Below are 20792 nucleotides of genomic sequence, written 5' to 3' on the forward strand. Positions count from 1 at the left end.
CGTGCGTAGCTGGAGGCGATTTGATCGAGGAACTCGCCCTGATCGCCGCTCCACCATTTGTGGGAGAAGATTTCGACCTCGCGATGGCCGGTGAAGCCGGTGGCGTCCACCCAGTCGCTGATTTCGCGGATGTTGATGCAGCCTTCGCCCATCAGGCCGCGGTCGTTGAGGAGATCCGTGGTCGGTGTTTTCCAATCGCAGATGTGGAAGGCATGCAGGCGGCCGGTTTGGCCCGCGAGATCGATCTGTGACTTCAACTCCGGGTCCCACCAGACGTGATACACATCCACCGCGATGCCCACCGACTTCGGCGAGCCGAGCGCGTCGCAAATCTCATGCGCCTGACGCATCGTGTTCACCGCGCTGCGGTCATCGGCATACATCGGATGCAGCGGCTCGATGGCGAGTTTCACGCCCGCCGCCTCCGCCGCAGGCAAACAAGCCGCGATGCCATCGGTGATCTGCTTCCGCGATTCGACCAGCGACTGCCCCGGAACGGCTCCGCAGACCAAAACGATGAGCGGAGCGCCGATCTCCTGCGCCTGCTCGACGGCGAGCAAGTTGTCGTCGATGGCCTTTTGCCGATCCGCAGCCGATTTGGCCGGAAAAAAGCCTCCGCGGCACAAACTGACCACTTCCATGCCCGAATCGGCCGTCTGGCGCTTCACCGTGGCCAAATCGCGACCTTCGAGAGCCTGGCGCCAGATGGTGATGCCGCTCACGCCGCGCTTGGGAAACTCAGCGAGGCATTGTTCGAGGCTCAGCGGCTTCGTGGTGATGGTGTGGACGCACAGTCGGCTCATGGGCGGATCATGGCGGCTCACCGCCATAAGAAAAAGATGATTTTACGATGCTCAGGATTGGAAATACTGATCTTTGATCATGGAACTCTACCAACTCGGCTACTTCATCGAGATCGCCCGGCAGCGCAGCTTTACACGGGCGGCGGAGCGTTTGCACATGGCGCAGCCGGCTTTGAGTCAGCAGATGAAGAACCTCGAATCGGAACTCGGCACCGCTTTGTTCATCCGTGGCCGAAAAGAAATCCACCTCACTGCGGCCGGGAAAGCCTTCCTGCCACGTGCAGAAGCGCTCCTCACTCAAGCTGAGGCGGCGAAGGCCATTGTCTCCGATGTGGCGCAGCTTCGCGGCGGCAAATTGATCATCGCAGCGATTCCAAGCGTGAGCGCGTGCCTGCTGCCAGAGGTGATTCGCAGCTTCGGCAAACAGCATGGCAAGGTGGGTCTGCAATTGATCGAGGACAGTTCTGAGCGTGTGGCCGAGAACGTGGAATCAGGCTTGGCAGACATCGGATTTCTCCAGCTTCCTGCCAGCAAGTCAGCGTTTGAGACGCGGACGATTATCACCGAGCCCTTCGTGCTGCTCGTCGCGAAATCGCATGCGCTGGCGAAGCAGAAGGAGGTGGCATTAAAGCAACTGGCCTCGGAGCCCTTCATCTTCTACAAAGGTCGTGCGCGTGACACGGCGCTGGAGACCTGCCGCAAAGCTGGATTTGAACCGCGCATCGCCTGTGAGAGCGGCGAACTCGAAACAGTGCGGGCGTTGGTCGCGGCGGGACTCGGTTTGGCCATCGTGCCGCAACTGGCGGCCGGAAATCTGCCCAAGACCATTCAAGCGATCACGATTCGTGATCCCAAGATGCAGCGGCAGATCGCTGCGGTGTGGCAAAAAGGCAGCGTGCTTTCGCCAGCCGCCCAGGCTTTGCTGAAACTGATTCCTTAATCTCTCACGCGCTCCACCTGTGCGCCGAGTGTGGCCAACTTGTCGTCGAGGTGCTCGTAGCCGCGATCAATGTGGTAGAGTCGATTGATCTCCGTCTTGCCTTCAGCGACGAGGCCAGCGAGCACCAGCGCTGCGGAGGCGCGTAGATCAGAGGCCATGACGGGAGCGCCTTTCATCTTCTCGCCGCCACGGATGCGGGCTGTGGCACCTTGCAGGTCGATATTTGCTCCCATGCGCTTCATTTCAGCGCAGTGCATGAAGCGCTGCGGGAAGATCGTCTCGGTGATGGTACTGGTGTCGTTGATCACGCACGCCAAAGCGCAGAACTGGGCCTGCATATCCGTCGGGAAGCCGGGATAGCAGAGCGTGGTGAGGTCGAAGCCTTTCGCGTTCGGATTCGGGCGAACCGTGATGCTGTCCTTCGTGATCTCCAACGGGAAGCCGCATTTGATCATCGCATCGGTCACGGATTTCATGTGCTCAGGCATGACGCGCTTGAGCGTGACGCCGTCCCCCAGCATGGCACCCGCCACGAGGAAGGTACCCGCTTCGATGCGGTCGGGAATGACGGTGTGCTCGGCTCCGTGCAGTTCCTTCACGCCTTCAATGACGATGCGATTGGTGCCTGCGCCTTGGATCTTCGCCCCCATCTTGATGAGGAAGTTCGCGAGGTCTTCGACTTCCGGCTCAGCGGCAGCGCCTTCGATGATCGTGGTGCCTTTGGCGAGCACGGCAGCCATCATGACGTTGTCGGTGCCGAGCACGGTGGAGCCGTGTTTGCCCATGAGGTTCATCGGGCCGCCTTTGAAGCCCTTCTTGGCATTCACGCTGATGTCGCCGCCGTCCACCGTGACCTGCGCGCCGAGGGCTTCGAGGCCTTTGAGATGAAGATCGACGGGACGATCACCAATGACGCAGCCGCCGGGCAAGGACACGGTGCATTTCTTCAAGCGGCCCGTGAGCGGCCCGAGCACGCAGATGGAGGCGCGCATTTTGCGCACGAGGTCGTAAGGCGCGACGGATTTGATCTTTTCCGCCTTCACCACGACGACGCCACTGGCACGCTCCACTTCAGCGCCGAGCTCGCCGAGAATGCGTACCATGTAATTCGTGTCGCTGAGGTCAGGCACACGACGAATCGTGCAGGTATCCTTCGTGAGCAACGTGGCCGCGAGAATCGGCAGCGACGAGTTCTTCGATCCGCTGATGTTGATGCGACCTTTCAGCGGAGCGCAGCCGTGTACGATGAGTTTTTCCATATTGTAGGCTTTGTGCTGCGGAATGGCGCACTGGCAAGCGCTTCTTCCGCTTCCTGGGCAGAGATTGGCCGTTTAAAAAAGCATTTGCCAACTTGGATTACATGCGTAATCCGAGGATCACATCTGTAATCCTCCACCATGGCACGCCGTCACGAAACATCTCCCGCTCCCAAAATCTCAGACGCCGAATGGACGGTGATGAAGGTGCTGTGGGAGCGTGGCACGAGCACGCTGGCCGAAGTGGTGAAGGATCTCGAAGGCCGACTGCACTGGAAACCGCGCACCGTGCAGTCGCTTATCCGCAGACTTACCGACAAAGGTGCTCTTGCAGTCGAATCCGTCGGCCGTGAGTTTCGCTACTCGCCTGCCGTGGCCCAAGACCAGTGCCAGCACGAGGAAAGCCGCAGTTTCCTCGATCGTGTCTTCAACGGCCGCCTCACCCCATTCGTCGCCGGCCTCATGGAGCGCGAAGAAGTCTCGAAAGACGACCTCGCCGCCCTTCGTGAGGTGCTCGCTCAAGCTGAGAAGAAACTCAAAAAATAGCCACGCGCTTCATCGTCCTCCTACTCGAACTCGTCCTCGATCCCAACGCACTCGTCAGCAGTCTGACGTGAGAAGTTAGAAGTCGCCACCACCCGCAGTTCCACATTTAGTCCTTCACAGCACCATGAATGCCGACGCACTCCTCCACTGGCTCCAGCGCACCTCCATTGAGGCCAGCCTCCTCATCCTCGCCGTGCTCGGCCTGCGCCTCATGCTCGGCACGCGCCTCAGTCCCGCATGGCGCATCGGTCTCTGGATGCTCGTCGGGGCTAAGTTGATGCTCCCCGCCTTCATCCCGGCTGGATTTGGCCTTGGCGCGTGGGCAAAGGAGGAAACCGCGGCTGTGAGCGAGGTCATTCAGGCAGCATCACCCGCGAAACAAACCTCCATCCTCGCGCTGAACACCGTTTCGCTCCCCGATGCGCCAGCAGAGCGCTCGTGGTCGTTTTCGCTTCAGATTCTGCTCACGTGGATCTGGCTGCTCGGCGCGGCAGCCGTGTTTTTCGGTGCTTGTTATCGTCAGCGACGTTTTGATCGCTACCTGCGCACTCGTCGTGTCGCGAACGACCCGCATCTTCATTCCCTGCTGCGTTCCCTCTGTTCACGTGCTGGCGTGCCGCACACTCCCAAAGTCGTGTTGATGCCCGCAGGCACCACACCGGCCTTGGTCGGTATCCGCCAGCCGAAACTGCTGCTGCCGGAGGATTGGCAGACGCGCTTCACCGACCGCAGCCTGCGCCATGTGCTGATGCACGAGCTGCATCACATCCGCCATCGTGATCTCTTGTGGAACTGGGCCGCCACGGCCGTGCAGGCGCTGCATTGGTTCAATCCGCTCGTGTGGTTCGTCGTGTCGCGCTTCCAGGCGGATCGCGAACTGCGCTGCGATGCCGGAGCGCTCGCCATCCTCGCGCCGTCCGAGCGACTCGACTACGGCCACACGCTGCTGCGCATCCAGGAAACCTTCTTCGCACCACCGGCCATCGCAGGGGTGGCTCCATGCGTGCGCAACCACCCCACCCTGCGTCAACGCATCCTCATGATCGCCACCCCGACCACCCGCCAGCCCGTCATTCAGGCCCTGCTCGTCCTCACGCTCAGCGTGCTGGTCGGCTACTCCTTCACCACCGCCCGCGCCGCCGAAAAAGAAGTCCCGCCGAAAGTCCGCGAAGGCTCCACCACCGCAAAACCGTCAACAGAGTCACCACGGTCAACAGAGTCCCCCAAGCCCACCATGAAGGACGGTGAACGCGAAGGCGGAAAACCCTCCGCAGAGCGTGAAGGCGGAAAACCCAGCGCCGAACGCGACGGCACCCGCAAACCCGGCCCCCGCGATGGCGAAGCCGAAAAGAAACCCGGCATGCGCGATGGCGACAAGCCCCGCACCGGCGAACGCGATGGCGAAAAACCGCGCACAGGCTCCCGCGACGGCGAAGGCATGAAAAAGCCCGCTGCGGAACGTGATGCGGGCACTCCTGCCCGCAAAGGCGATGGCGAAGGCCGCAAGCCCTCCGCCGAATCCGGCCAAAAGCCCCGCAAAGGCGACGGTGATCGCTCCACCACCTCCTCCAGCGAACTCATCACCCTCAAAGTCATCGACGGCGGCGACACCGTCCTCATCGGCGACGAAAAAGTCCCCATGAACCGCCTCCGCGGCTTCCTCAGCACCTTCCTCCCCGACCACCCCGGTGCCAAAGTCGAAGTCACCGGCAACGACGACATCCCGCTCAAAGCCCTCCACAACACCGTCGATGCCGTCCGCGACAACGGGAACAAGAACGTGGGTATCAAGGCAGAGTAATCCGTTCCCGAATCTGCGTCATGAAATACGCGAGAGACTACATCGAGCGTTTGCTCCATGAAACGGAGCCCATTGAAGCTCTCGCCAGACTGGGAACAATCTGGTCAACGCGTGAAGGCGTAAGCGAAAACAAGCCTTACTTCGGCTTCTCGGAACCTGAGTTCCACGTTCACATGTATCTGCTATACCAAGGAGAGGTGGGAAACGGCGGGCATGTACAGTTCTTCATGAATCCATCGGGACGACACGCCGCAGAGGTCAAAAGCGCTCTACAGGCCCTTGGCTTCGATGGTGCGCTAGCCATCTTCCAACGCGCTTGCTCGATGTTTCCAGAGGGCGAAGTCCCTCAGGATCACCAAAAGCGTGAAGACACCATCGCCACACTTCCCGAGGAGACTTTGGTTAGATGGGCAGCACTCGATAAAGAGTTCTATAAAATAGACTCCGCATACTGGGGCGCACTGATGGCCTACCTCCGCAAGAATGACGATCAAGTTCTCCAACCCGAGCGCAAATGAACTTCTCTTCCCATTCCTCATTCGGTCCTCGTCATTCCTTCCTCATTCTGATTTCGTCCTTCGTCATTCCGCCGCTCGCGGAGGCCACGACACCCGCCGAAGTCTCCGCCGCCACCATCAAAGCGGTTTCGTTCTACCTCTCGAAAGCGGCGTCCCACGGCGGCTACGTTTATCGCTACAGCGCCGACTTCACGCTGCGTGAGGCGGAAGGCATTCCCGGCCCGGACACGATCTGGATTCAGCCGCCGGGCACGCCTGCGGTCGGGATGGCGATGCTGGATACTTACGAAGCCACGAAGGACGAAAAGTGCCTCGCAGCTGCCATCGCGGCCGCGCGATGCGTTTCGCGCACGCAGCTCGCTTCGGGCGGTTGGGACTACTCGGGCCATTTCGATGTCAAAGGCCGCGAATCGAATAATTACTGCCGCAAGGCCGATGGAACGGCCATTCCTCGCACGCAGACCGCCACGCGCGAGGCTGGCTGGCACAACTGGCGTCGTCAGGACAAGAAAAACTACGCCACCTACGACGACGATGTCTCCCAGGCCGCCACGCGCTTGCTCGTGCGCGTCGATCACGCGCTCGGTGGCAAGGACGCCGAGATCAAAGACGCCGCCGACTTCGCGCTGCGCACGATTATGATGACGCAGTATCCCGCCGGTGGTTGGAGCGCGAATTTCGACGACGCGCCCTCGTTTCCGCCGCCCGTCGAAAAGTATCCCATCAAGCCCGCCAACTACCCGCAGGACTGGCCGCGCAAGTGGCCGAAGGACTTCAGCGGCTGCTACGTGCTCAATGACAACACGCACGCCACCTTGATGAGCACGCTGCTCCTCGCCTGGCAGCTCCGTGGCGATGCCCAATACCTCGCGGCCGCCAAACGCGGCGGCGACTTCCTCCTGCTCGCGCAGATGCCCGATCCGCAGCCCGCCTGGGCGCAGCAATACAACGCCGACATGCAGCCCGTGTGGAGCCGTCAGTTCGAGCCCACCGCCATCAGCGGTCGCGAAAGCCAGGCCGCCATGTGGGCGCTGCTGAAGCTCGCCGCCGCCACCGGCGACAAAAAATACCTCGCGCCCGTCGCCAAGGCCATCACTTACCTCCGCACCGTGCTCCTGCCCGGCAACAAGCTCGCCCGCTTCTACGAACTGAACACCAATAAGCCCCTCTACTTCGAGCGCGGCCCCGGCGGCAAAGGCTTCGAGCTCACCTACTCCGACAAAAACGCCTCCTCGAACTACGGCTGGGTCTGGGACAGCGAACTCGACGCCCTGCAAGCCGCTGGCAGCCAGATCGCCCGTGGCGAGCCCGTCACCTTCCCCCGCACCGAAAAAGAACGCTGGTCCTCCCCGCCCACCGACGCCGACATCGCCACCATCCTCAAAGAACAAGCCCCCAACGGCTCCTGGCCCATCACCGACAACGACCGCGGCATCATGCGCGATGCGAACGGCAAAAAAACCAAACCCGCCGGCGGCGTCCTCTACAGCCTCGACTTCGTCCAAAACGTCAAAGCCATGAGCGCATGGCTGAAGTCGAAAGGAGGCGTGAAATGAACTCGCCGTCAGCAATTCGACAGAAGAATGGGGAAAGAAGAATGGGTTCTTTATTCTCCTGCCCCCATTCTCCTGTCTATTTTCTGATTCTGTTGCTCACCGGCCTCCTTTCCACTCAAGCCGCCGAGAAATACGACAACCCCACGCCCTGGTCCTACCAGCGTCTCCAGCGCCCCGCCATTCCAGTCACGAAAGACACCGCGTGGCCGAAAGACGACCTCGACCGCTTCATCCTGGCCCGACTCGAAAAAGAAAACCTCCGTCCCATCGGCGATGCCTCGCGGGCGACGCTCATTCGTCGTGCGTCCTTCGATCTGCGTGGCCTTCCGCCGTCTCAAACCGAGATCGAGGCCTTTCTGCGCGATCCTTCTTCCGATGACATCGCCTTCGCGAAGGTCATCGACGCCTTCCTTCAATCCGAACGCTTCGGCGAGCGCTGGGCGAGGCACTGGCTCGATGTCGTGCGCTATGCGGACAGCGTCGGTCGCGTGTGGAATGCGCCGTTTCTGTATGCGGCGCGGTATCGCGATTGGGTGATCGACTCACTCAATGAAGACAAGCCCTACAACCGCTTCGTCGCCGAGCAGATCGCGGGCGATTTGCTCCCGGCGAAGACCGTGTTGCAGCGCCGTGATCAAATCGTCGGCACCGGCATGCTCGCGCTCGGCAGCATGAACGTGCAGGAGGGCGACTACGAGCAATACATCCTGGATCAGGTCGATGACCAGATCGACGTCGTCGGACGCGCCTTCCTCGGCCTCACGCTCGCCTGCGCACGCTGCCACGATCACAAAACCGAGCCCGTCACCATGCGCGACTACTACGCGCTCGCCGGCATCTTTTACAGCAGCCGCACACTCAGCGGCACGCCGAACCGCAACGACGGCGTCGCCGGTGGTTACGTCAGCCCCGAGGCGCTCGTCGATCTGCCCACCGAGCTCGATGAAGCCGTCGGCCCGCCGCAAAAACTGCCCGCGGGTATTCACTCGATGGATGACATCCGCGAGCTCGGCAATCCGAAGCAAACCATCCGCTACGACCACGATCCGCACTTCTGCATGGGCGTCATCGACGGCGAACTCAAAGACTGCGAAATCGCCATCGGCGGCGACCCACATGATCGCGACACCGCGCCGAATCGCGGCGAATTGAAACTCCCCGCCTTGCCACCGATGCCGAAAGTGCCCGCGCAAAGCTCCGGCCGCCTCGAATTCGCCCAATGGCTCACGCAGCCCACGCATCCGCTCACCTCACGCGTGATGGTGAACCGCCTCTGGCAGCATCTTTTCGGCGAAGGCCTCGTGCGCACGCCCGATGACTTCGGCATCACCGGCGCCGATCCCACGCATCCCGAGCTGCTCGACCATCTCGCCATCCGTTTCGTCACAAATGGTTGGAGCGTGAAGAAAATGATCCGCGAGCTGATGCTCAGTCGCACCTACCGACTCGCCACCACCGGCAATCCCGAGCATCCCGATGCGGGCAACAAACTCCGCTGGCGCCAAAACCCGAAGCGCCTCGAACTCGAACCGCTGCGCGACACGCTGCTGCAACTCGCCGGTCAGCTCACCTTCGACCGCCCCGAAGGCATCCAAGTCGCTGGCACCGGCGGCAAAGGCCGTCACGGCATCACGCGCGGCCTGCTCGGCATCGAGGAGCCCTATCGCACGATCTACCTCCCCGTCGTGCGCGACAACATCCCCGAACTCTTCAGCACCTTCGACTTCCCCGGCCCCACCCAAATCAAAGGCCAGCGCGATGTCACCACCGTTGCCCCACAGGCCCTGTTCTTCATGAACAACCCCTTCGTCGAACAACTCGCCGCCCAAATCGCCGACAAGGCCGGAAAAGACCTTCAAACCGCCTACACCCTCATTTTGGGCCGAAAACCCACTCCCGAAGAAATCGCCGATTCAACCGATCTGGACCTCCAAACGCTCGTGCAGGCACTGCTGGGCACGGCGGAGTTTCGATATGTCTTTTAATTCCAATGGCAGGAAAATTTGATGGGCAAGAAAATTTCCCCGATCCCTCATTCTTCCAATTTTCTTGCCCCAAAATCTTCCTGCCAAATCTCTGATCGCCATGACGACACGCCGCAACGTTCTCCAATCCACCAGCGCAGGCTTCGGCTGGTTGGCGTTCAATGCGCTGCATCAGCAGTGGGCTTCGGCTGCGGCACCGCCGAAGACGATCAATCCGCTGGCTCCGAAGGCTCCGCACTTCGCGGCGAAGGCCAAGCGCGTGATCTTCATGTTCATGCAGGGCGGGCCGAGCCATCTGGACACGTTTGATTACAAACCGGAGCTCGTGAAGGCCCACGAGCAGAAGGTGGCGAAGTACATGGGCACCGCGTTCGACTTCAAACCGCGCGGCAAGAGCGGTCTCATGATCTCGGACGCTTTTACTGAGCTGTCGAAGCACGCCGACGACCTCTGCATCCTCAACGGCATGCAGACACGCACGAACGCGCATCAAATGGCCACCGTGGCGCTGCACATCGGCAGCGAGACGTTTGTGCGGCCTTCGATGGGCGCATGGATCGTTTACGGCCTCGGCACCGAGGCGGAGGACCTGCCGGGCTTTGTCACCATCAATCCCGTGGCCGACACCGGCGGCGCGATGAACTACGGCAGCGCGTTTTTGCCCGCGAGCTTCCAAGGCACGCGACTCAGCACCACTGGCGGCGGCGTTCCCGATCTCTCGAATGGCCGACTCAGCGACGCGCAGCAGCGCAAGCAGATCGAATTCATCCAAAAAGCCAATCGCAGGCTGCTTGCGGGCGATCCGGGCAATCCCGAGCTCGAAGGCATCATCCAGAGCTACGAGCTCGCCTACAAAATGCAGACCAGCGTGCCCGACGTGCTCGATCTCGACCAAGAACCCGCGCACATCCGCGAACTCTACGGCCTCGACAACGGCGACACCGAGCGCTTTGGCACGCAATGCCTCATGGCGCGTCGCATGGCTGAGAAAGGCGTGCGCTTCATCCAGCTCACCAGCACCGGCTGGGACCATCATCAGCAACTCCGCGAAGGCATCACCCGCCAGGCTACATCCATCGACAAACCGATCGCCGGCCTCATCGCCGACCTGAAGCAGCGCGACATGCTCAAGGACACGCTCATCCTCTGGGGCGGTGAATTCGGTCGCGGATCGAGCTACGACAACGAACCCTACAATGGTCGCGGACACAACGGTCGCGGCTACACCATGTGGATGGCCGGCGGCGGCGTGAAAGGCGGCTTCGCCTACGGCAGCACCAACGCCATGGGCGACACCGCCGAAACCGGCATCATCACCACCCACGATTTGCACGCCACCGTCCTCCATCTCATGGGCATCAATCACGAACGCCTCACCTACCGCTACTCCGGCCGCAACTTCCGCCTCACCGACGTGCATGGCGTGGTGGCGAAGGATATTCTGGCTTGATTTTGCGCGGTAGCGTCTAGCTTGGCAACCGATCCAAAGCCAAACACCTTGCCCCTCAGATGAACGTCGAAGAAGCCCCTGTCCCGGCCGCCCTTTCCCGTCGCCTCTCGGGCAAGTTGTTCGGACTGATCACCTTGGCCTCCTTGGAGCTTTGGATGTGGTTTAACATGGTCGGACTGGATTACGAGCGCGGTGATCTGTTTCCGTTCACCACGGCCCACTGGTTTATCATCGGACAAATGTTGATGCTTCCGTTCTTTGGAGTCGTTGCCTGGATCTCGGCATTCCTGTTCAAGCGCTGGCCGACAGTTCTGCGGCTTCTGGTGCCGGGTGGTCTCGCCGTGTTGATCGGGCTGGCCATCCATGACGCCCTGCCTGCCCAGCGCCTGAAGTGGCTCATCGGCCCCAAGCTCGCGCCGCATGCCCTGGCCCAGCGTATCGAACTAGGCGACTCGCATGGCGATGGACAGTGGGCTTATGGCGTCTTGCAGATCGCCCCCGCTTTCCAAGCCGCCTTACTTGAGGACCAAGGCTTCGAGACGTTCAACCCGCCTTTTGACGACTATGTCGTCTCAAGCACTCCCGAAGAGAAGGCTCTTGCCACGAACCGCGACACGTTCTTTAAGAGCAAGCGTCTGGAACTGCGGATCAGCGAGGATGGCAAGTGGTGCCTCTTCCACTACAGCGAATTCATCCCCTAGATGGCGTCTGCAACCGAGCGCAGAGCAACCCCTCATCGTCCCCATCTTTATAGCTTTGGCGTCGAACGAGGGCCGTGCTGAGAAACTCAAACCTGCCACATTGCCTCAGTCCGCTGACGCGAAGGTCGGCGAATTTTAAATGATCGCCCGCTTGAGCAGATTCGCCGTGATGCGCTGCACGCGAGCATCGGTGCCGTGGGGGCGGGAGTAGTGGCTCCACACGGGCATGTGGCCGGGCGGTTTGCTCAAACCCTGCGCCCACCAAATGGTTGAGGCGTTGAAGATGAAGTTGTTCTTCGGTCCGTCGAAAATGACGGACTGCCACTGCTGTGGCCGCGTTCCGCCTTGGAAGGCAGTGCCAGCGGCGACGATTTGCAGGCCGGGCAGGTCTGCTGGTGCATCGCCGTGATACTCCCAGCCGATCATGCCGGGAATGAGGTCGCCCTTTTTCATGCCGGTGCCTTCAAAGACCCAGTGCTCGGGCTTCGTGCAGATCCAGTCACCGCCGCCGTTCACCGGGTCGATGTTGCGCACGCCCATGAGATAACCTTCATCAGGGCCACGATGCGGGTAGGGGCCGTGCTCTTTCTCGCGATCCACGGCATACTTGTAGTCGCCGCCATACGGCCCGCCGCGGAAGATGCGGCGATTCGGCACGCCACCCGCGTTTGGAGAGAAAGGCGTCACCCAGCAGACGGAGTTGCCGGAAAGGAAGAGCAGATTGACGCCTGCATCTCGCATCTTCGCCACGCTATCGTGCTGGCGAAGGTCCCAATACTCGTCGTGGCCGATGCTGATGAAGGCTTTGCACTTCAAACCATGATCCGGCGTGTTCATGTCGGCATTCGAGCAGTAGGTCACATCGTAGCCTTCCTTCTCCAGCCAGTAGGCGGCAGGAAACTCGAAGCACAGCCACTCGCCACTGCCCACGGACTGAGGGTTCGTGTAGATCTGCGCGTAGTTGGCGTAGGGCCGGTCGAAACTGACATCCGACCACGGGCCCTGGTTGCCTTTCGGATCGGTGTAGAGCGAGTAGTTGTCCGGCCACCTGTTGTAAGCCTGCCAGGTGTTATCACTGCACTGGAAGAGGATGTCCGCCTTGCGGTCGTCAGTGACGATGAAAACGATGTAGCTTTGCCAATACGGTTCGTCCTTCGTGGCAGGCAAAGTCGTCAGCCGCCCGAGATACACGCCGCTGATCCAATCCGCAGGAATCGTGAGCGAGGTCGATTTCTCCCAGCGGCATTCGCGCAGACGTTTCTCGCCGATCCCCGGCACCGCCTGCTCTTGTCCATCGAAGGGGCCGAGTTCGGCCATCAAGCGTGCGCCTTTGCCGCCGTAGTAGCCGGTGCGGAAGATCTCGATCTTAAAATGGGATGCGGGCTTCGTGCTGACGAAAATCTCGAGCGTCTCGCCGGCCTTCACGGACTGCCGCGAGCAGTAGCCTTCGATCACCGGCGAGCGAAAGCCGCTGCCATCAAGGCGCATGCGGGTGAGCTGCCAGTCGTTCGATCCGGGCCTGGCGTTTTCTTCGGTGATCAGTGACATGATCAGAATACGCGCACCTTGGCTGAAACTGATCAGTAGGTTGCTCGGCCACCGGACAAATCGAACACAGCCCCGGTCGTGAACGAGCAGTCCTCGGAACTCAGCCACGCCACAAGCGCCGCAGCCTCCTCCTTCTTGCCGAAGCGGTTCATCGGGATCTTCGAGAGCATGTAGTCGATGTGCTGCTGCGTGAGTTGCTTCAGGATGTCGGTCTCGATCACCGCCGGCGTCACCGCATTCACAATGATATTGCTGGTGGCGAGTTCTTTCCCGAGTGACTTCGTCAACGCGACCACGCCTGCTTTCGAGGCGCTGTAATGCGCGGCGTTGGGATTGCCTTCCTTGCCAGCGATGGAGGCGATGTTCACGATGCGGCCATAACCGTTCTTGAGCATATGCGGCACCACGGCGTGGCAGCAGTGGAAGGGGCCGTTCAGATTGATCGCCATCACACGCTGCCAGTCGGCAGGATCGGTTTCCCAGGTCTTCGCGTTCGTCCCGGCGATGCCCGCGTTGTTCACGAGGATGTCGATCTTGCCAAAAGCTCCAATGGTGGAAGCAGCTCCGACTTCGACCGAACCCAGGCTCGTCACATCTACCGTGGCGGCATGAACTTTGCCGAGAGCGGAGAGTTCGCTTTTGGCAGCCTCCAGCGCCGAAGCATCCATGTCCCACAGGCACACATGGGCACCGGATTGAAGCAGCCGTTCAGCGATGGCATAGCCGATGCCACGTGCACCGCCGGTAATGATGGCCACTCTGTCTTTGAGGTCGATTTGATTCATGAGGGCAGAGCAATCGCGCCTAGTCCTCCCAGACTTTCAGCAGTTCCACCTCAAAGATGAGCGTCTCGTTCGGCCCGATGTCGATCCCGGCGCCGCGCTTGCCATACGCAAGCTCTGGCGCGATGAAGAAGCGGAATTTCGCCCCCTCCTTCATCAGTTGCAGGCCCTCGGTCCAACCTTTGATCACGCGTTTCAGCGGAAACTCCGCCGGTTCGCGTCCGGCGAGATAGGAGCTGTCGAATTCCACGCCATTGAGCAGGGTTCCACGATAATTCACCACCACGGTGTCCTTGACCTTCGGGCTGGTGCCGGTGCCTTCCCTTAAAACCTCATATTGCAGACCGCTGGCGGTCGTGGTGATGCCCTGTTTGCGGGCGTTTTCAATGAGGAAGGCTTTGCCGAGTTCGAGAGCGGATTGAGACATGCGAGTAGGAGTTGGGCCTGTGTTCTTCCTTTGGGACCGCACCGTTGCAACCGCTAATCCCACACAATGCGCCGTTGGATTCGCCGAAATCCGGACCACTTTCCAGACGTAACCTTTCAAGCCCCCAAAACCCGCTTTTTCATGCTCCGACGCCTCACATTCGCGTGCATCGCCCTGCCGTCCCTGCTCACCGCCGCTGAACGCGGTCAGGACGCCTACAACCAGCGCATCCTGCCGTTGCTGCAAAAATTCTGCTATGACTGCCATGGCGACGGAACGGACAAAGGCGACTTCGCGCTCGATGAATACCCCGAGTATTCCAAACTGATCGCTGACAAGGTTTTGTGGGATCATGCACGCCAGCAACTCGTCACCCATGTGATGCCACCGGAGAAAAAGGACAAACCCTCCCTCCCTGAGCGAGATGAAATCGTCGCCTGGATCGACAACACCGTGTTCTGGTTCGATCCGCAAAAGATCGACCCTGGCCACATCACCTACCGCCGGCTGAACCGCACAGAATACAACAACACCATCCGTGACGCGCTCATGGTGGACATGCGCCCTGCCAACGAGTTTCCGCCGGATGACACCGGCTACGGCTACGACAACATCGGCGACGTGCTCACCATCTCACCGCTGCTGATGGAAAAATACCTCCGAGCGGCCAAGGTCGTGGCTGAAAAGGCCATGGACACTTCGGATGTCGAACGTGTCGATCTCGAGCTCGGCGCGAAAAAGTTCTGGAACCAGAAGGGCGAAACCAAGGAGTGGGAGGGCATTCGCTGGTTCCACAGCAACGCCGACGCAGCCACCAAGTTCACCGCGCCCGCCACAGGCACCTACGAGCTGAAGTTTCGCGTGTCCGCCACGCAGGCTGGGCCAGACGCCGCCAAAGTGGCCTTGCGTGTCGATGACAAGGAACTCGGCACCTTTGATGTGACCGCCCGTTATCATGGGGACAAAGGTCCCTGGCAGACGATCCGTCAGGAAGTGGCGCTCAAAGGCGGCGAGCACAAAGTCGTGGTGCGGTTTTTGAACGACTTCAGCGACCCGCAGAATCCCGACCCTGAGAAGCGGGATCGCAATCTAGCTCTCGAAAAAATCGAAATCGAAGGCCCCGACGGTTTATTGCCTCCCCGTGGTTCACGCCTCGTGCAGTGGCTGCTGGAAGGCAAGCCAGCCGGGCTTCCCGCCATGAAGCTCAGCGGTGAAGATTTCGAACGTGGCGAAGGGGAGTCCAGCCGCGACACAGGAGCCATCTTTCTGCCTAGCAGCGGCTATGTGAAGCATCCCGTCACTATCGAGAAGCCGGGCAAGTATCGACTCATCATCAAAGCAGGCGCGCAGCAGGCTGGCGGTGAACCGGCGAAGTTTGACGTGCGTCTCGCCGGAAAAAACGCGGGGTCATTTTCCATCACGGCCAAAGACCAGGCACCTCAGTGGTTTAAAGCTGAAGCCGACCTGCCCGCAGGCAAACACGAAATCCAGGTGTGGTTCCTGAACGACTTCTACGATGAAAAAACACGCCAGGACCGCAATTTCTGGCTGCATCAGCTCACCATCGAAGGACCGGTCGACACGGAAGGCGGCATCACATCCGCCAATATGTCTGCGCTGGTGGAAAAGCTCGGCACCCGCCTGTTCCGCCGCCCGATCGGCGATGAAGAGAAAGCCAAGTGGCAGGGCTTTGCCTCCCTGGCGTCTAAAGAGGGTCTCCCTGCCGCCGAGGCGCTGGAGTATGTGCTGCGGGGCATGCTGGTTTCCCCATCGTTTCTTTATCGTGGTGAACCGCGGCCTGTGGGGGACACAGTACATGGCATCGCCCTCGTGGATGAGTTCAGTCTTGCCTCACGCCTTTCCTTCTTCCTCTGGTCCGCGCCTCCGGATGACCGTCTGCTGCAACTCGCCGCCAAGGGTGAACTGCGCAAAAGCCTCGCTGCCGAAGTGAAACGCATGATCGGTGACTGGCGCGGCTGGAGTCTCACCGAGGACTTTGCCGGCCAGTGGCTGCAATTGCGAGACATCGACCTGGCCTCACCCAACGAACGGGCATTTCCAGATTGGAAGGGAGGCATCGCGTATGCGATGAAAAAGGAGTCGCAGACTTTTGTGGATCACATCCTGCGTGAAAACCGCAGTGTCATCGAGTTCCTCAACGCCGACTACACCTTCCTGAACGACAAGCTTGCCCGCTATTACGGCATCGAAGGTGTGAAGGGGGACAAGTATCAAAAAGTCTCGCTGCAAGGCACGCCACGCGGCGGCATTCTCACCCACGGCAGCATTCTGACACTGACCTCGACCCCCACACGAACCTCGCCGGTGAAACGCGGCAAGTATCTGCTTGAAAACATCCTCGGCACGCCGCCACCGCCCGCTCCCGGCGGCGTTCCCCCTCTGGATGAAAAGAAGGCTCGTTCTTCGAACCTGACACTGCGCCAGCAGTTTGCCGAACATCGCAGCAACGCCTCATGCGCCGGATGCCATGCGTTTCTTGATCCCATGGGGTTTGCCTTTGAAAACTACGACGCCATAGGCCGCTGGCGCGACCAGGAGAAGAAGCTGCCTATTGACGCCTCAGGAAGCCTCGTGCGTGGCCAGACCTTCCAGAACCTCGCCGAACTGCGCACCTTGCTCGTGCGCGACATGGGGGACCAGTTTGTCAAAAACCTCGCCGAGAACCTGCTTACCTACGCGCTGGGCCGCGGAATCGAATACTCAGACAAACCCACGGTGGAAGAAATCGTGCGCAAGGCCAAGGCAACCGGATACCGTTTTCAGGATCTCATCCTGGCTGTCTGTGAAAGCGTGCCGTTCCAGAAGATGCGCGTGACACCAAAAGAAGCGCAGTAAGATCACTTCAAAAGCTCCGACACCGGAACGCGGAAGAACTTATCCGTGCGCGACTGCTTTTTGTCCTCGCCACCGAGGCAATAAATGAAGTCCTCGCACTTCACCAAGGCCACCATTGCCGCATACGGCAGTGGTTTGGCCGGGCGATAGTTGTTTGACTGCACGTCATAAATGAAAGCCTCCGAACTAAAGTTGTCGGTGTAGCCTCCTGCCAGATAAATGTGCCTACCATCCAAGGCCACCGCGGTCAAACCACGCACGGCCACCCCCAGTGGCTTCAGAGTCCGCCAGGTGTTTCCGCCAGGAGAAAAGGCATGAGCCGCAGAAGTGTTCTGAATGGCCTGGGCGGCTTCATCCCAGTTCAAGCCGCCGAAAACAAACAGTTCATTTCCAGCCACAGCGGCGGCGGCTGAGATAAAAGCCTTGCCGGGGAAATCTGCCAGCCGACGCACCCGCCAGTTCCCTTCGGAGGAAGTCACTATGTGCGTTGTCCTCCGCACACCGGCCACGTTGGCCGCATCATCGGTTCCGCCTGCAACAATGAATGTTCCATCCACAACACCACCTGCGGCCAAGACAACCGACGCAGGCAGCTCCGGCACCGCTTGGAGTTTTGTCTTCGTCCCCTCAATCTTGGCGATGGCTTTCACAGCTTGTTTGCCATCACTGCCGCCTAGAATGCTAAACGCACCACCGTCCTGCAATCCCACCCCATACGCCACCGGTCCTTCCTCCAGCTCCTTCACCAACGACCATCGTTGGGTGGCCGGATCAAACTCATGAACCGTACGCAGCCAGTTTTTGGTGCCGCCTTCCCAGTTGGTGCCCCCCACGACCACAATTTTATTCCCCACAACACCGCACAACCCGCCGCCATTGGGCGCGGGCAAGACTGGCAGCGCCTCCCATTCAGCGGCGCCGCTGCTGCAAGCCAGCACAAGGCTAAGAAACAGCCGTTTTGTCATCAGGATCAGTGGAGCGCTCATAGTGGTCGGTGTGAGGAGATTTCCATCCGGGGCGAAGACGCACATCACTCGCGCCGCTGAGCTCACCAGCGGTGCTCGCAGGCGTCGCGTCATCTTTTCGCCGCATCTCCCACCAGCACTGGCCGCAGTGGTTGTGCTCATGATCAATGACGAAACCCGACCCCTTCATCAACGGCCCAATCCAGCCCATGCAATGGTCGCAGTAGTCCTTGTATTGATCGAGGCTGTTGCGCAGCAGAAATCCCTTCGATGGACACTCATGCATGTCGATACGGAACACGTCGTCCGTCACCGTACGCTCGTAAACGGCACCCTCGTCCGCCAACGTCGGCCCCCAGTATTCTTTCATGCCCTCAAAGCCCTTCTCGCGGATCAGCTTCGAGGCATGCGTCTGCGAATCCTGATGAATCGCCTCGTCCCAGTAGGCTCGCACCAAAGCGTGACCGCCGAGCTGGTTCAGCCACTCAAACGTCCACTCGTAGTGTCCGCAGAAATCGTAGCAGCCGATCATGATGCCGTGGCGATGTCCTCCAGGTTCTGCGACGACAGGTTCGCCGTCGCCTTTATGAAGCGTTGTGTGCAGCTTCCGTTGCCGCCGCAGACGCGCACCGTCATTCCCGCCGGCCCGGCGATGGCCTCGTTCACAAAAAAGCAATGCTGGCAGAAATTCGGCACGATCTCGCGGCCATGGTCGCGCAGATGGTGGATGGCAGGGCACGTTTTCACTTCAAGCCGCACCTCGTCCTGTGCTTCACTCACCTCGACTTCCCCGCCGGGTTCCGCCGCGAAAAAAGCCCGCCAATACTCCGCCACACCCGCGAATCCGAGTTCGCTCCAGCGCTTGGACACCGGCTGGTAGTAAGACTGTCCGATGTCCTGCCAGTACTTCCTCAAAGCCCCTTCCCCATGATGCCTCTGGATGAAACGGAAGGTCGCGTTGACCGCAAAATAGAAATCCGCATGGCCCACCGGCTTCGTGTCGGCATAAGGCAGTGAGACTGGAATGGGGGAGGCCATCGTTCGCTTGATCAGTCGTGGCAGGTGGCAGAAAACTTTCCGTCATTTCCTCCAATCCTCTGGAAACACAAAGAAACCAGGAAATGCGGCATTGCGGACACGTTGTTCTTTTCTCTATCCTTCCGTCCCATGACCCATTTCTCCTGGCTCGATTACACGATTTTCGGCGTTTACCTCACAGCCTCGGTCGGTGTGGGCCTGTTTTCAGCCCGAGGGGCCAAATCGCTGGGGGATTACTTTCTCGCCGGGCGTGGCATGAACAGCATCCTGGTCGCCATGTCGATCCTGGCCGCATTGTTCTCCGGCATCAGCTACCTCGCAGGACCGGCGGATGTGTACAAGAACGGGTTTGGATTCGCCTACGTCGTACTGGCCTTCTTCATCGCCACCCCCTTCACGGCGATCTGGATGCTGCCGAAGTTTTACCAGTCGCGTTTCTTCACCGCGTATCAGTTTCTTGAAGAGCGCTTCGCCCTCCCCGTGCGTTTGCTCGCCTCCGGTCTCTTCATCTTCCGCGTGGCGCTCTGGCTGGCGGCTGCGACTTACGCACCTGCGCTCGCCTTGGAAAAAGTCACCGGCATTCCTTTGTGGATCACGATTATCGCCTCGGGCACGCTCACCACGCTCTACACCGCGCTCGGCGGCATGCGGGCGGTGATCTGGACGGACGTGATGCAGCTCATGGTCCTCTTCGGCGGCCAGCTCCTGATCGTCATGGTGGCGCTGGGGAAGATTCCCGGCGGCCTCGGGGGCGTGTGGGACACGGCGGTGACGGATGGCCGCATGGACATCAGCTTTTCCTTCAGCATCGCCGAGCGCGTCAACATCTGGTCCCTGCTTCTCGCTGGCGCGTTCCTGCACCTGGTGCAAATGGCCACGGATCAGGTCTCCGTGCAGCGCTATCTCAGCGCAGGCAGTTTGAAGGAGGCCCAGCGCTCGCTTTGGATCAAACTCTGGTTTGTGCTGCCCGTCCTCGTGCTCTTCTACGGCACCGGCCTCGTGCTCTACGCCTTCTACAAGATTCATGGCGACCCGCTTGCCGCCGGTTTGATCGCCAAAGAGGATCAAATCCTGCCATATTTCGTCGTCACCCAGCTTCCGGCCGGACTTCCCGGTCTCCTCATCGCCGCCATCTACGCCGCCAGCATGTCCACGATCTCCGCCGGGCTCAATTCACTCGCCTCCGCCACGGTGGTCGATTTCAAACAACGCCTGTCCAAAGCGCCCGAAGGCACGCAAGCCCAGCAGGTCGGCAATGCGCGCTGGATCACCGTTGGCTATGGTATTCTAGTCATGGCGCTCGCTTTCGCCGTCTCCGTCATGCCGGGAAATCTCGTCGAGTCGGTCAACACCGTCATCGGCCTCATTGGCGGACCGCTGCTGGGTCTGTTCTTCCTCGGCATGTTCACCACTCGTGCCGACACCCGAGGGGCCCTTCTTGGCTGCCTCGCTGGCTTTATCGGACTGCTGAGCATCTACCTTTATCAGAACAGTTTCTTCACCGCCGTGAAGCCTGCGCCCATCGTCTCATTCATCTGGTTCAGCCTCTTCGGTTGCATCATCACGATGGGAGTCGGTCTGCTGACGTCGAAAGCAGCGCCAGCCAAGCAGCCATGATCA

General features: G+C 60.2%; 17 protein-coding genes and 1 pseudogene. 10 read left to right on the forward strand and 8 right to left on the reverse strand.

All coding sequences use genetic code 11. The features are described 5' to 3' along the window. Positions 1-803 (reverse strand): sugar phosphate isomerase/epimerase family protein (locus ACILSI_RS22440; RefSeq protein WP_395724155.1); only part of this gene is annotated, 803 nt, incomplete at its 3' end. A gap of 79 nt (positions 804-882) precedes the next feature. Between ACILSI_RS22440 and ACILSI_RS22445 the strand changes: the two genes are divergently transcribed. Continuing rightward, positions 883-1743: a LysR family transcriptional regulator gene (locus ACILSI_RS22445; RefSeq protein WP_395724156.1), complete on the forward strand. Its 861-nt coding sequence runs from the start codon at positions 883-885 to the stop codon at positions 1741-1743. Here ACILSI_RS22445 and murA read toward each other — a convergent pair. Next, entirely contained in the window at positions 1740-3002 is a 1263-nt protein-coding gene (gene murA, locus ACILSI_RS22450) for a UDP-N-acetylglucosamine 1-carboxyvinyltransferase (protein ID WP_395724157.1), read from the reverse strand. The genes ACILSI_RS22445 and murA overlap by 4 nt on opposite strands. Before the next feature lie 138 nt (positions 3003-3140). On the opposite strand from murA, the gene ACILSI_RS22455 reads away from it, so the two are divergent. The 7 genes from ACILSI_RS22455 (at position 3141) to ACILSI_RS22485 (ending at position 11556) form a co-directional block, all read left to right on the forward strand. Continuing rightward, a complete protein-coding gene (locus ACILSI_RS22455) occupies positions 3141-3545 on the forward strand; it encodes a BlaI/MecI/CopY family transcriptional regulator (protein ID WP_395724158.1) in 405 nt (134 codons plus the stop codon). 124 nt (positions 3546-3669) lie between these two features. After that, a complete protein-coding gene (locus ACILSI_RS22460; protein WP_395724159.1) occupies positions 3670-5346 on the forward strand; it encodes a M56 family metallopeptidase in 1677 nt (558 codons plus the stop codon). 20 nt (positions 5347-5366) lie between these two features. Continuing rightward, on the forward strand, positions 5367-5864 hold the full coding sequence (locus tag ACILSI_RS22465) for a DUF4375 domain-containing protein (RefSeq protein WP_395724160.1): 498 nt from the start codon (positions 5367-5369) through the stop codon (positions 5862-5864). Next, positions 5861-7420 carry a hypothetical protein gene (locus ACILSI_RS22470; protein ID WP_395724161.1) on the forward strand — a complete coding sequence of 520 codons (1560 nt, stop codon included), beginning with the start codon at positions 5861-5863 and terminating at the stop codon, positions 7418-7420. The genes ACILSI_RS22465 and ACILSI_RS22470 overlap by 4 nt, the downstream gene beginning before the upstream one ends. Before the next feature lie 92 nt (positions 7421-7512). After that, entirely contained in the window at positions 7513-9405 is a 1893-nt protein-coding gene (locus tag ACILSI_RS22475; protein WP_395724162.1) for a DUF1549 and DUF1553 domain-containing protein, read from the forward strand. Positions 9406-9505: 100 nt separating this feature from the next. Next, the gene (locus ACILSI_RS22480; RefSeq protein WP_395724163.1) at positions 9506-10855 is read left to right on the forward strand and encodes a DUF1501 domain-containing protein; all 1350 of its coding nucleotides are present in this window, start codon (positions 9506-9508) and stop codon (positions 10853-10855) included. Positions 10856-10914: 59 nt separating this feature from the next. Beyond that, positions 10915-11556 (forward strand): hypothetical protein, encoded by a 642-nt coding sequence (locus ACILSI_RS22485; RefSeq protein WP_395724164.1) that lies wholly within the window; start codon positions 10915-10917, stop codon positions 11554-11556. A gap of 135 nt (positions 11557-11691) precedes the next feature. Here ACILSI_RS22485 and ACILSI_RS22490 read toward each other — a convergent pair whose 3' ends face one another. The 3 genes and pseudogenes from ACILSI_RS22490 to ACILSI_RS22500 form a co-directional block, all read right to left on the reverse strand. Next, positions 11692-13104, reverse strand: a complete 1413-nt coding sequence (locus ACILSI_RS22490; RefSeq protein ID WP_395724165.1) for a N,N-dimethylformamidase beta subunit family domain-containing protein — start codon at positions 13102-13104, stop codon at positions 11692-11694. 32 nt (positions 13105-13136) lie between these two features. Beyond that, positions 13137-13889, reverse strand: coding sequence for an SDR family NAD(P)-dependent oxidoreductase (locus tag ACILSI_RS22495; RefSeq protein WP_395724166.1), 753 nt, complete (start codon positions 13887-13889; stop codon positions 13137-13139). Between the two features lie 19 nt (positions 13890-13908). Then, positions 13909-14316 (reverse strand): annotated as a pseudogene (locus tag ACILSI_RS22500) (FKBP-type peptidyl-prolyl cis-trans isomerase); the annotation flags it as partial. Between the two features lie 138 nt (positions 14317-14454). On the opposite strand from ACILSI_RS22500, the gene ACILSI_RS22505 reads away from it, so the two are divergent. Next, positions 14455-17169 carry a DUF1592 domain-containing protein gene (locus tag ACILSI_RS22505; RefSeq protein ID WP_395724167.1) on the forward strand — a complete coding sequence of 905 codons (2715 nt, stop codon included), beginning with the start codon at positions 14455-14457 and terminating at the stop codon, positions 17167-17169. 2 nt (positions 17170-17171) lie between these two features. Here ACILSI_RS22505 and ACILSI_RS22510 read toward each other — a convergent pair whose 3' ends face one another. The 3 genes from ACILSI_RS22510 to ACILSI_RS22520 are packed head-to-tail and all read right to left on the reverse strand — an operon-like array spanning position 17172 to position 19172. Further along, the gene (locus ACILSI_RS22510) at positions 17172-18155 is read right to left on the reverse strand and encodes a Kelch repeat-containing protein (RefSeq protein ID WP_395724168.1); all 984 of its coding nucleotides are present in this window, start codon (positions 18153-18155) and stop codon (positions 17172-17174) included. Next, positions 18112-18666: a hypothetical protein gene (locus ACILSI_RS22515; RefSeq protein WP_395724169.1), complete on the reverse strand. Its 555-nt coding sequence runs from the start codon at positions 18664-18666 to the stop codon at positions 18112-18114. The genes ACILSI_RS22510 and ACILSI_RS22515 overlap by 44 nt, the downstream gene beginning before the upstream one ends. Continuing rightward, positions 18663-19172 (reverse strand): hypothetical protein, encoded by a 510-nt coding sequence (locus ACILSI_RS22520; protein ID WP_395724170.1) that lies wholly within the window; start codon positions 19170-19172, stop codon positions 18663-18665. The genes ACILSI_RS22515 and ACILSI_RS22520 overlap by 4 nt, the downstream gene beginning before the upstream one ends. A 129-nt stretch (positions 19173-19301) precedes the next feature. On the opposite strand from ACILSI_RS22520, the gene ACILSI_RS22525 reads away from it, so the two are divergent. Beyond that, positions 19302-20789: a sodium:solute symporter family transporter gene (locus tag ACILSI_RS22525; protein ID WP_395724171.1), complete on the forward strand. Its 1488-nt coding sequence runs from the start codon at positions 19302-19304 to the stop codon at positions 20787-20789. Positions 20790-20792: the final 3 nt, after the last annotated feature.

Origin of the sequence: Prosthecobacter sp. (assembly GCF_044232965.1) — a bacterium.
In the GTDB taxonomy this organism is placed as follows: Bacteria; Verrucomicrobiota; Verrucomicrobiia; order Verrucomicrobiales; family Verrucomicrobiaceae; genus Prosthecobacter.

Bases quoted from the DNA above. Each gene is read 5' to 3' on its own strand.
- ACILSI_RS22445 (WP_395724156.1), top strand. From the start codon at position 883: ATGGAACTCTACCAACTCGGCTACTTCATCGAGATCGCCCGGCAGCGC.
- murA (WP_395724157.1), bottom strand. From the start codon at position 3,002: ATGGAAAAACTCATCGTACACGGCTGCGCTCCGCTGAAAGGTCGCATC.
- ACILSI_RS22455 (WP_395724158.1), top strand. From the start codon at position 3,141: ATGGCACGCCGTCACGAAACATCTCCCGCTCCCAAAATCTCAGACGCC.
- ACILSI_RS22460 (WP_395724159.1), top strand. From the start codon at position 3,670: ATGAATGCCGACGCACTCCTCCACTGGCTCCAGCGCACCTCCATTGAG.
- ACILSI_RS22465 (WP_395724160.1), top strand. From the start codon at position 5,367: ATGAAATACGCGAGAGACTACATCGAGCGTTTGCTCCATGAAACGGAG.
- ACILSI_RS22470 (WP_395724161.1), top strand. From the start codon at position 5,861: ATGAACTTCTCTTCCCATTCCTCATTCGGTCCTCGTCATTCCTTCCTC.
- ACILSI_RS22480 (WP_395724163.1), top strand. From the start codon at position 9,506: ATGACGACACGCCGCAACGTTCTCCAATCCACCAGCGCAGGCTTCGGC.
- ACILSI_RS22485 (WP_395724164.1), top strand. From the start codon at position 10,915: ATGAACGTCGAAGAAGCCCCTGTCCCGGCCGCCCTTTCCCGTCGCCTC.
- ACILSI_RS22490 (WP_395724165.1), bottom strand. From the start codon at position 13,104: ATGTCACTGATCACCGAAGAAAACGCCAGGCCCGGATCGAACGACTGG.
- ACILSI_RS22495 (WP_395724166.1), bottom strand. From the start codon at position 13,889: ATGAATCAAATCGACCTCAAAGACAGAGTGGCCATCATTACCGGCGGT.
- ACILSI_RS22505 (WP_395724167.1), top strand. From the start codon at position 14,455: ATGCTCCGACGCCTCACATTCGCGTGCATCGCCCTGCCGTCCCTGCTC.
- ACILSI_RS22510 (WP_395724168.1), bottom strand. From the start codon at position 18,155: ATGAGCGCTCCACTGATCCTGATGACAAAACGGCTGTTTCTTAGCCTT.
- ACILSI_RS22515 (WP_395724169.1), bottom strand. From the start codon at position 18,666: ATGATCGGCTGCTACGATTTCTGCGGACACTACGAGTGGACGTTTGAG.
- ACILSI_RS22520 (WP_395724170.1), bottom strand. From the start codon at position 19,172: ATGGCCTCCCCCATTCCAGTCTCACTGCCTTATGCCGACACGAAGCCG.
- ACILSI_RS22525 (WP_395724171.1), top strand. From the start codon at position 19,302: ATGACCCATTTCTCCTGGCTCGATTACACGATTTTCGGCGTTTACCTC.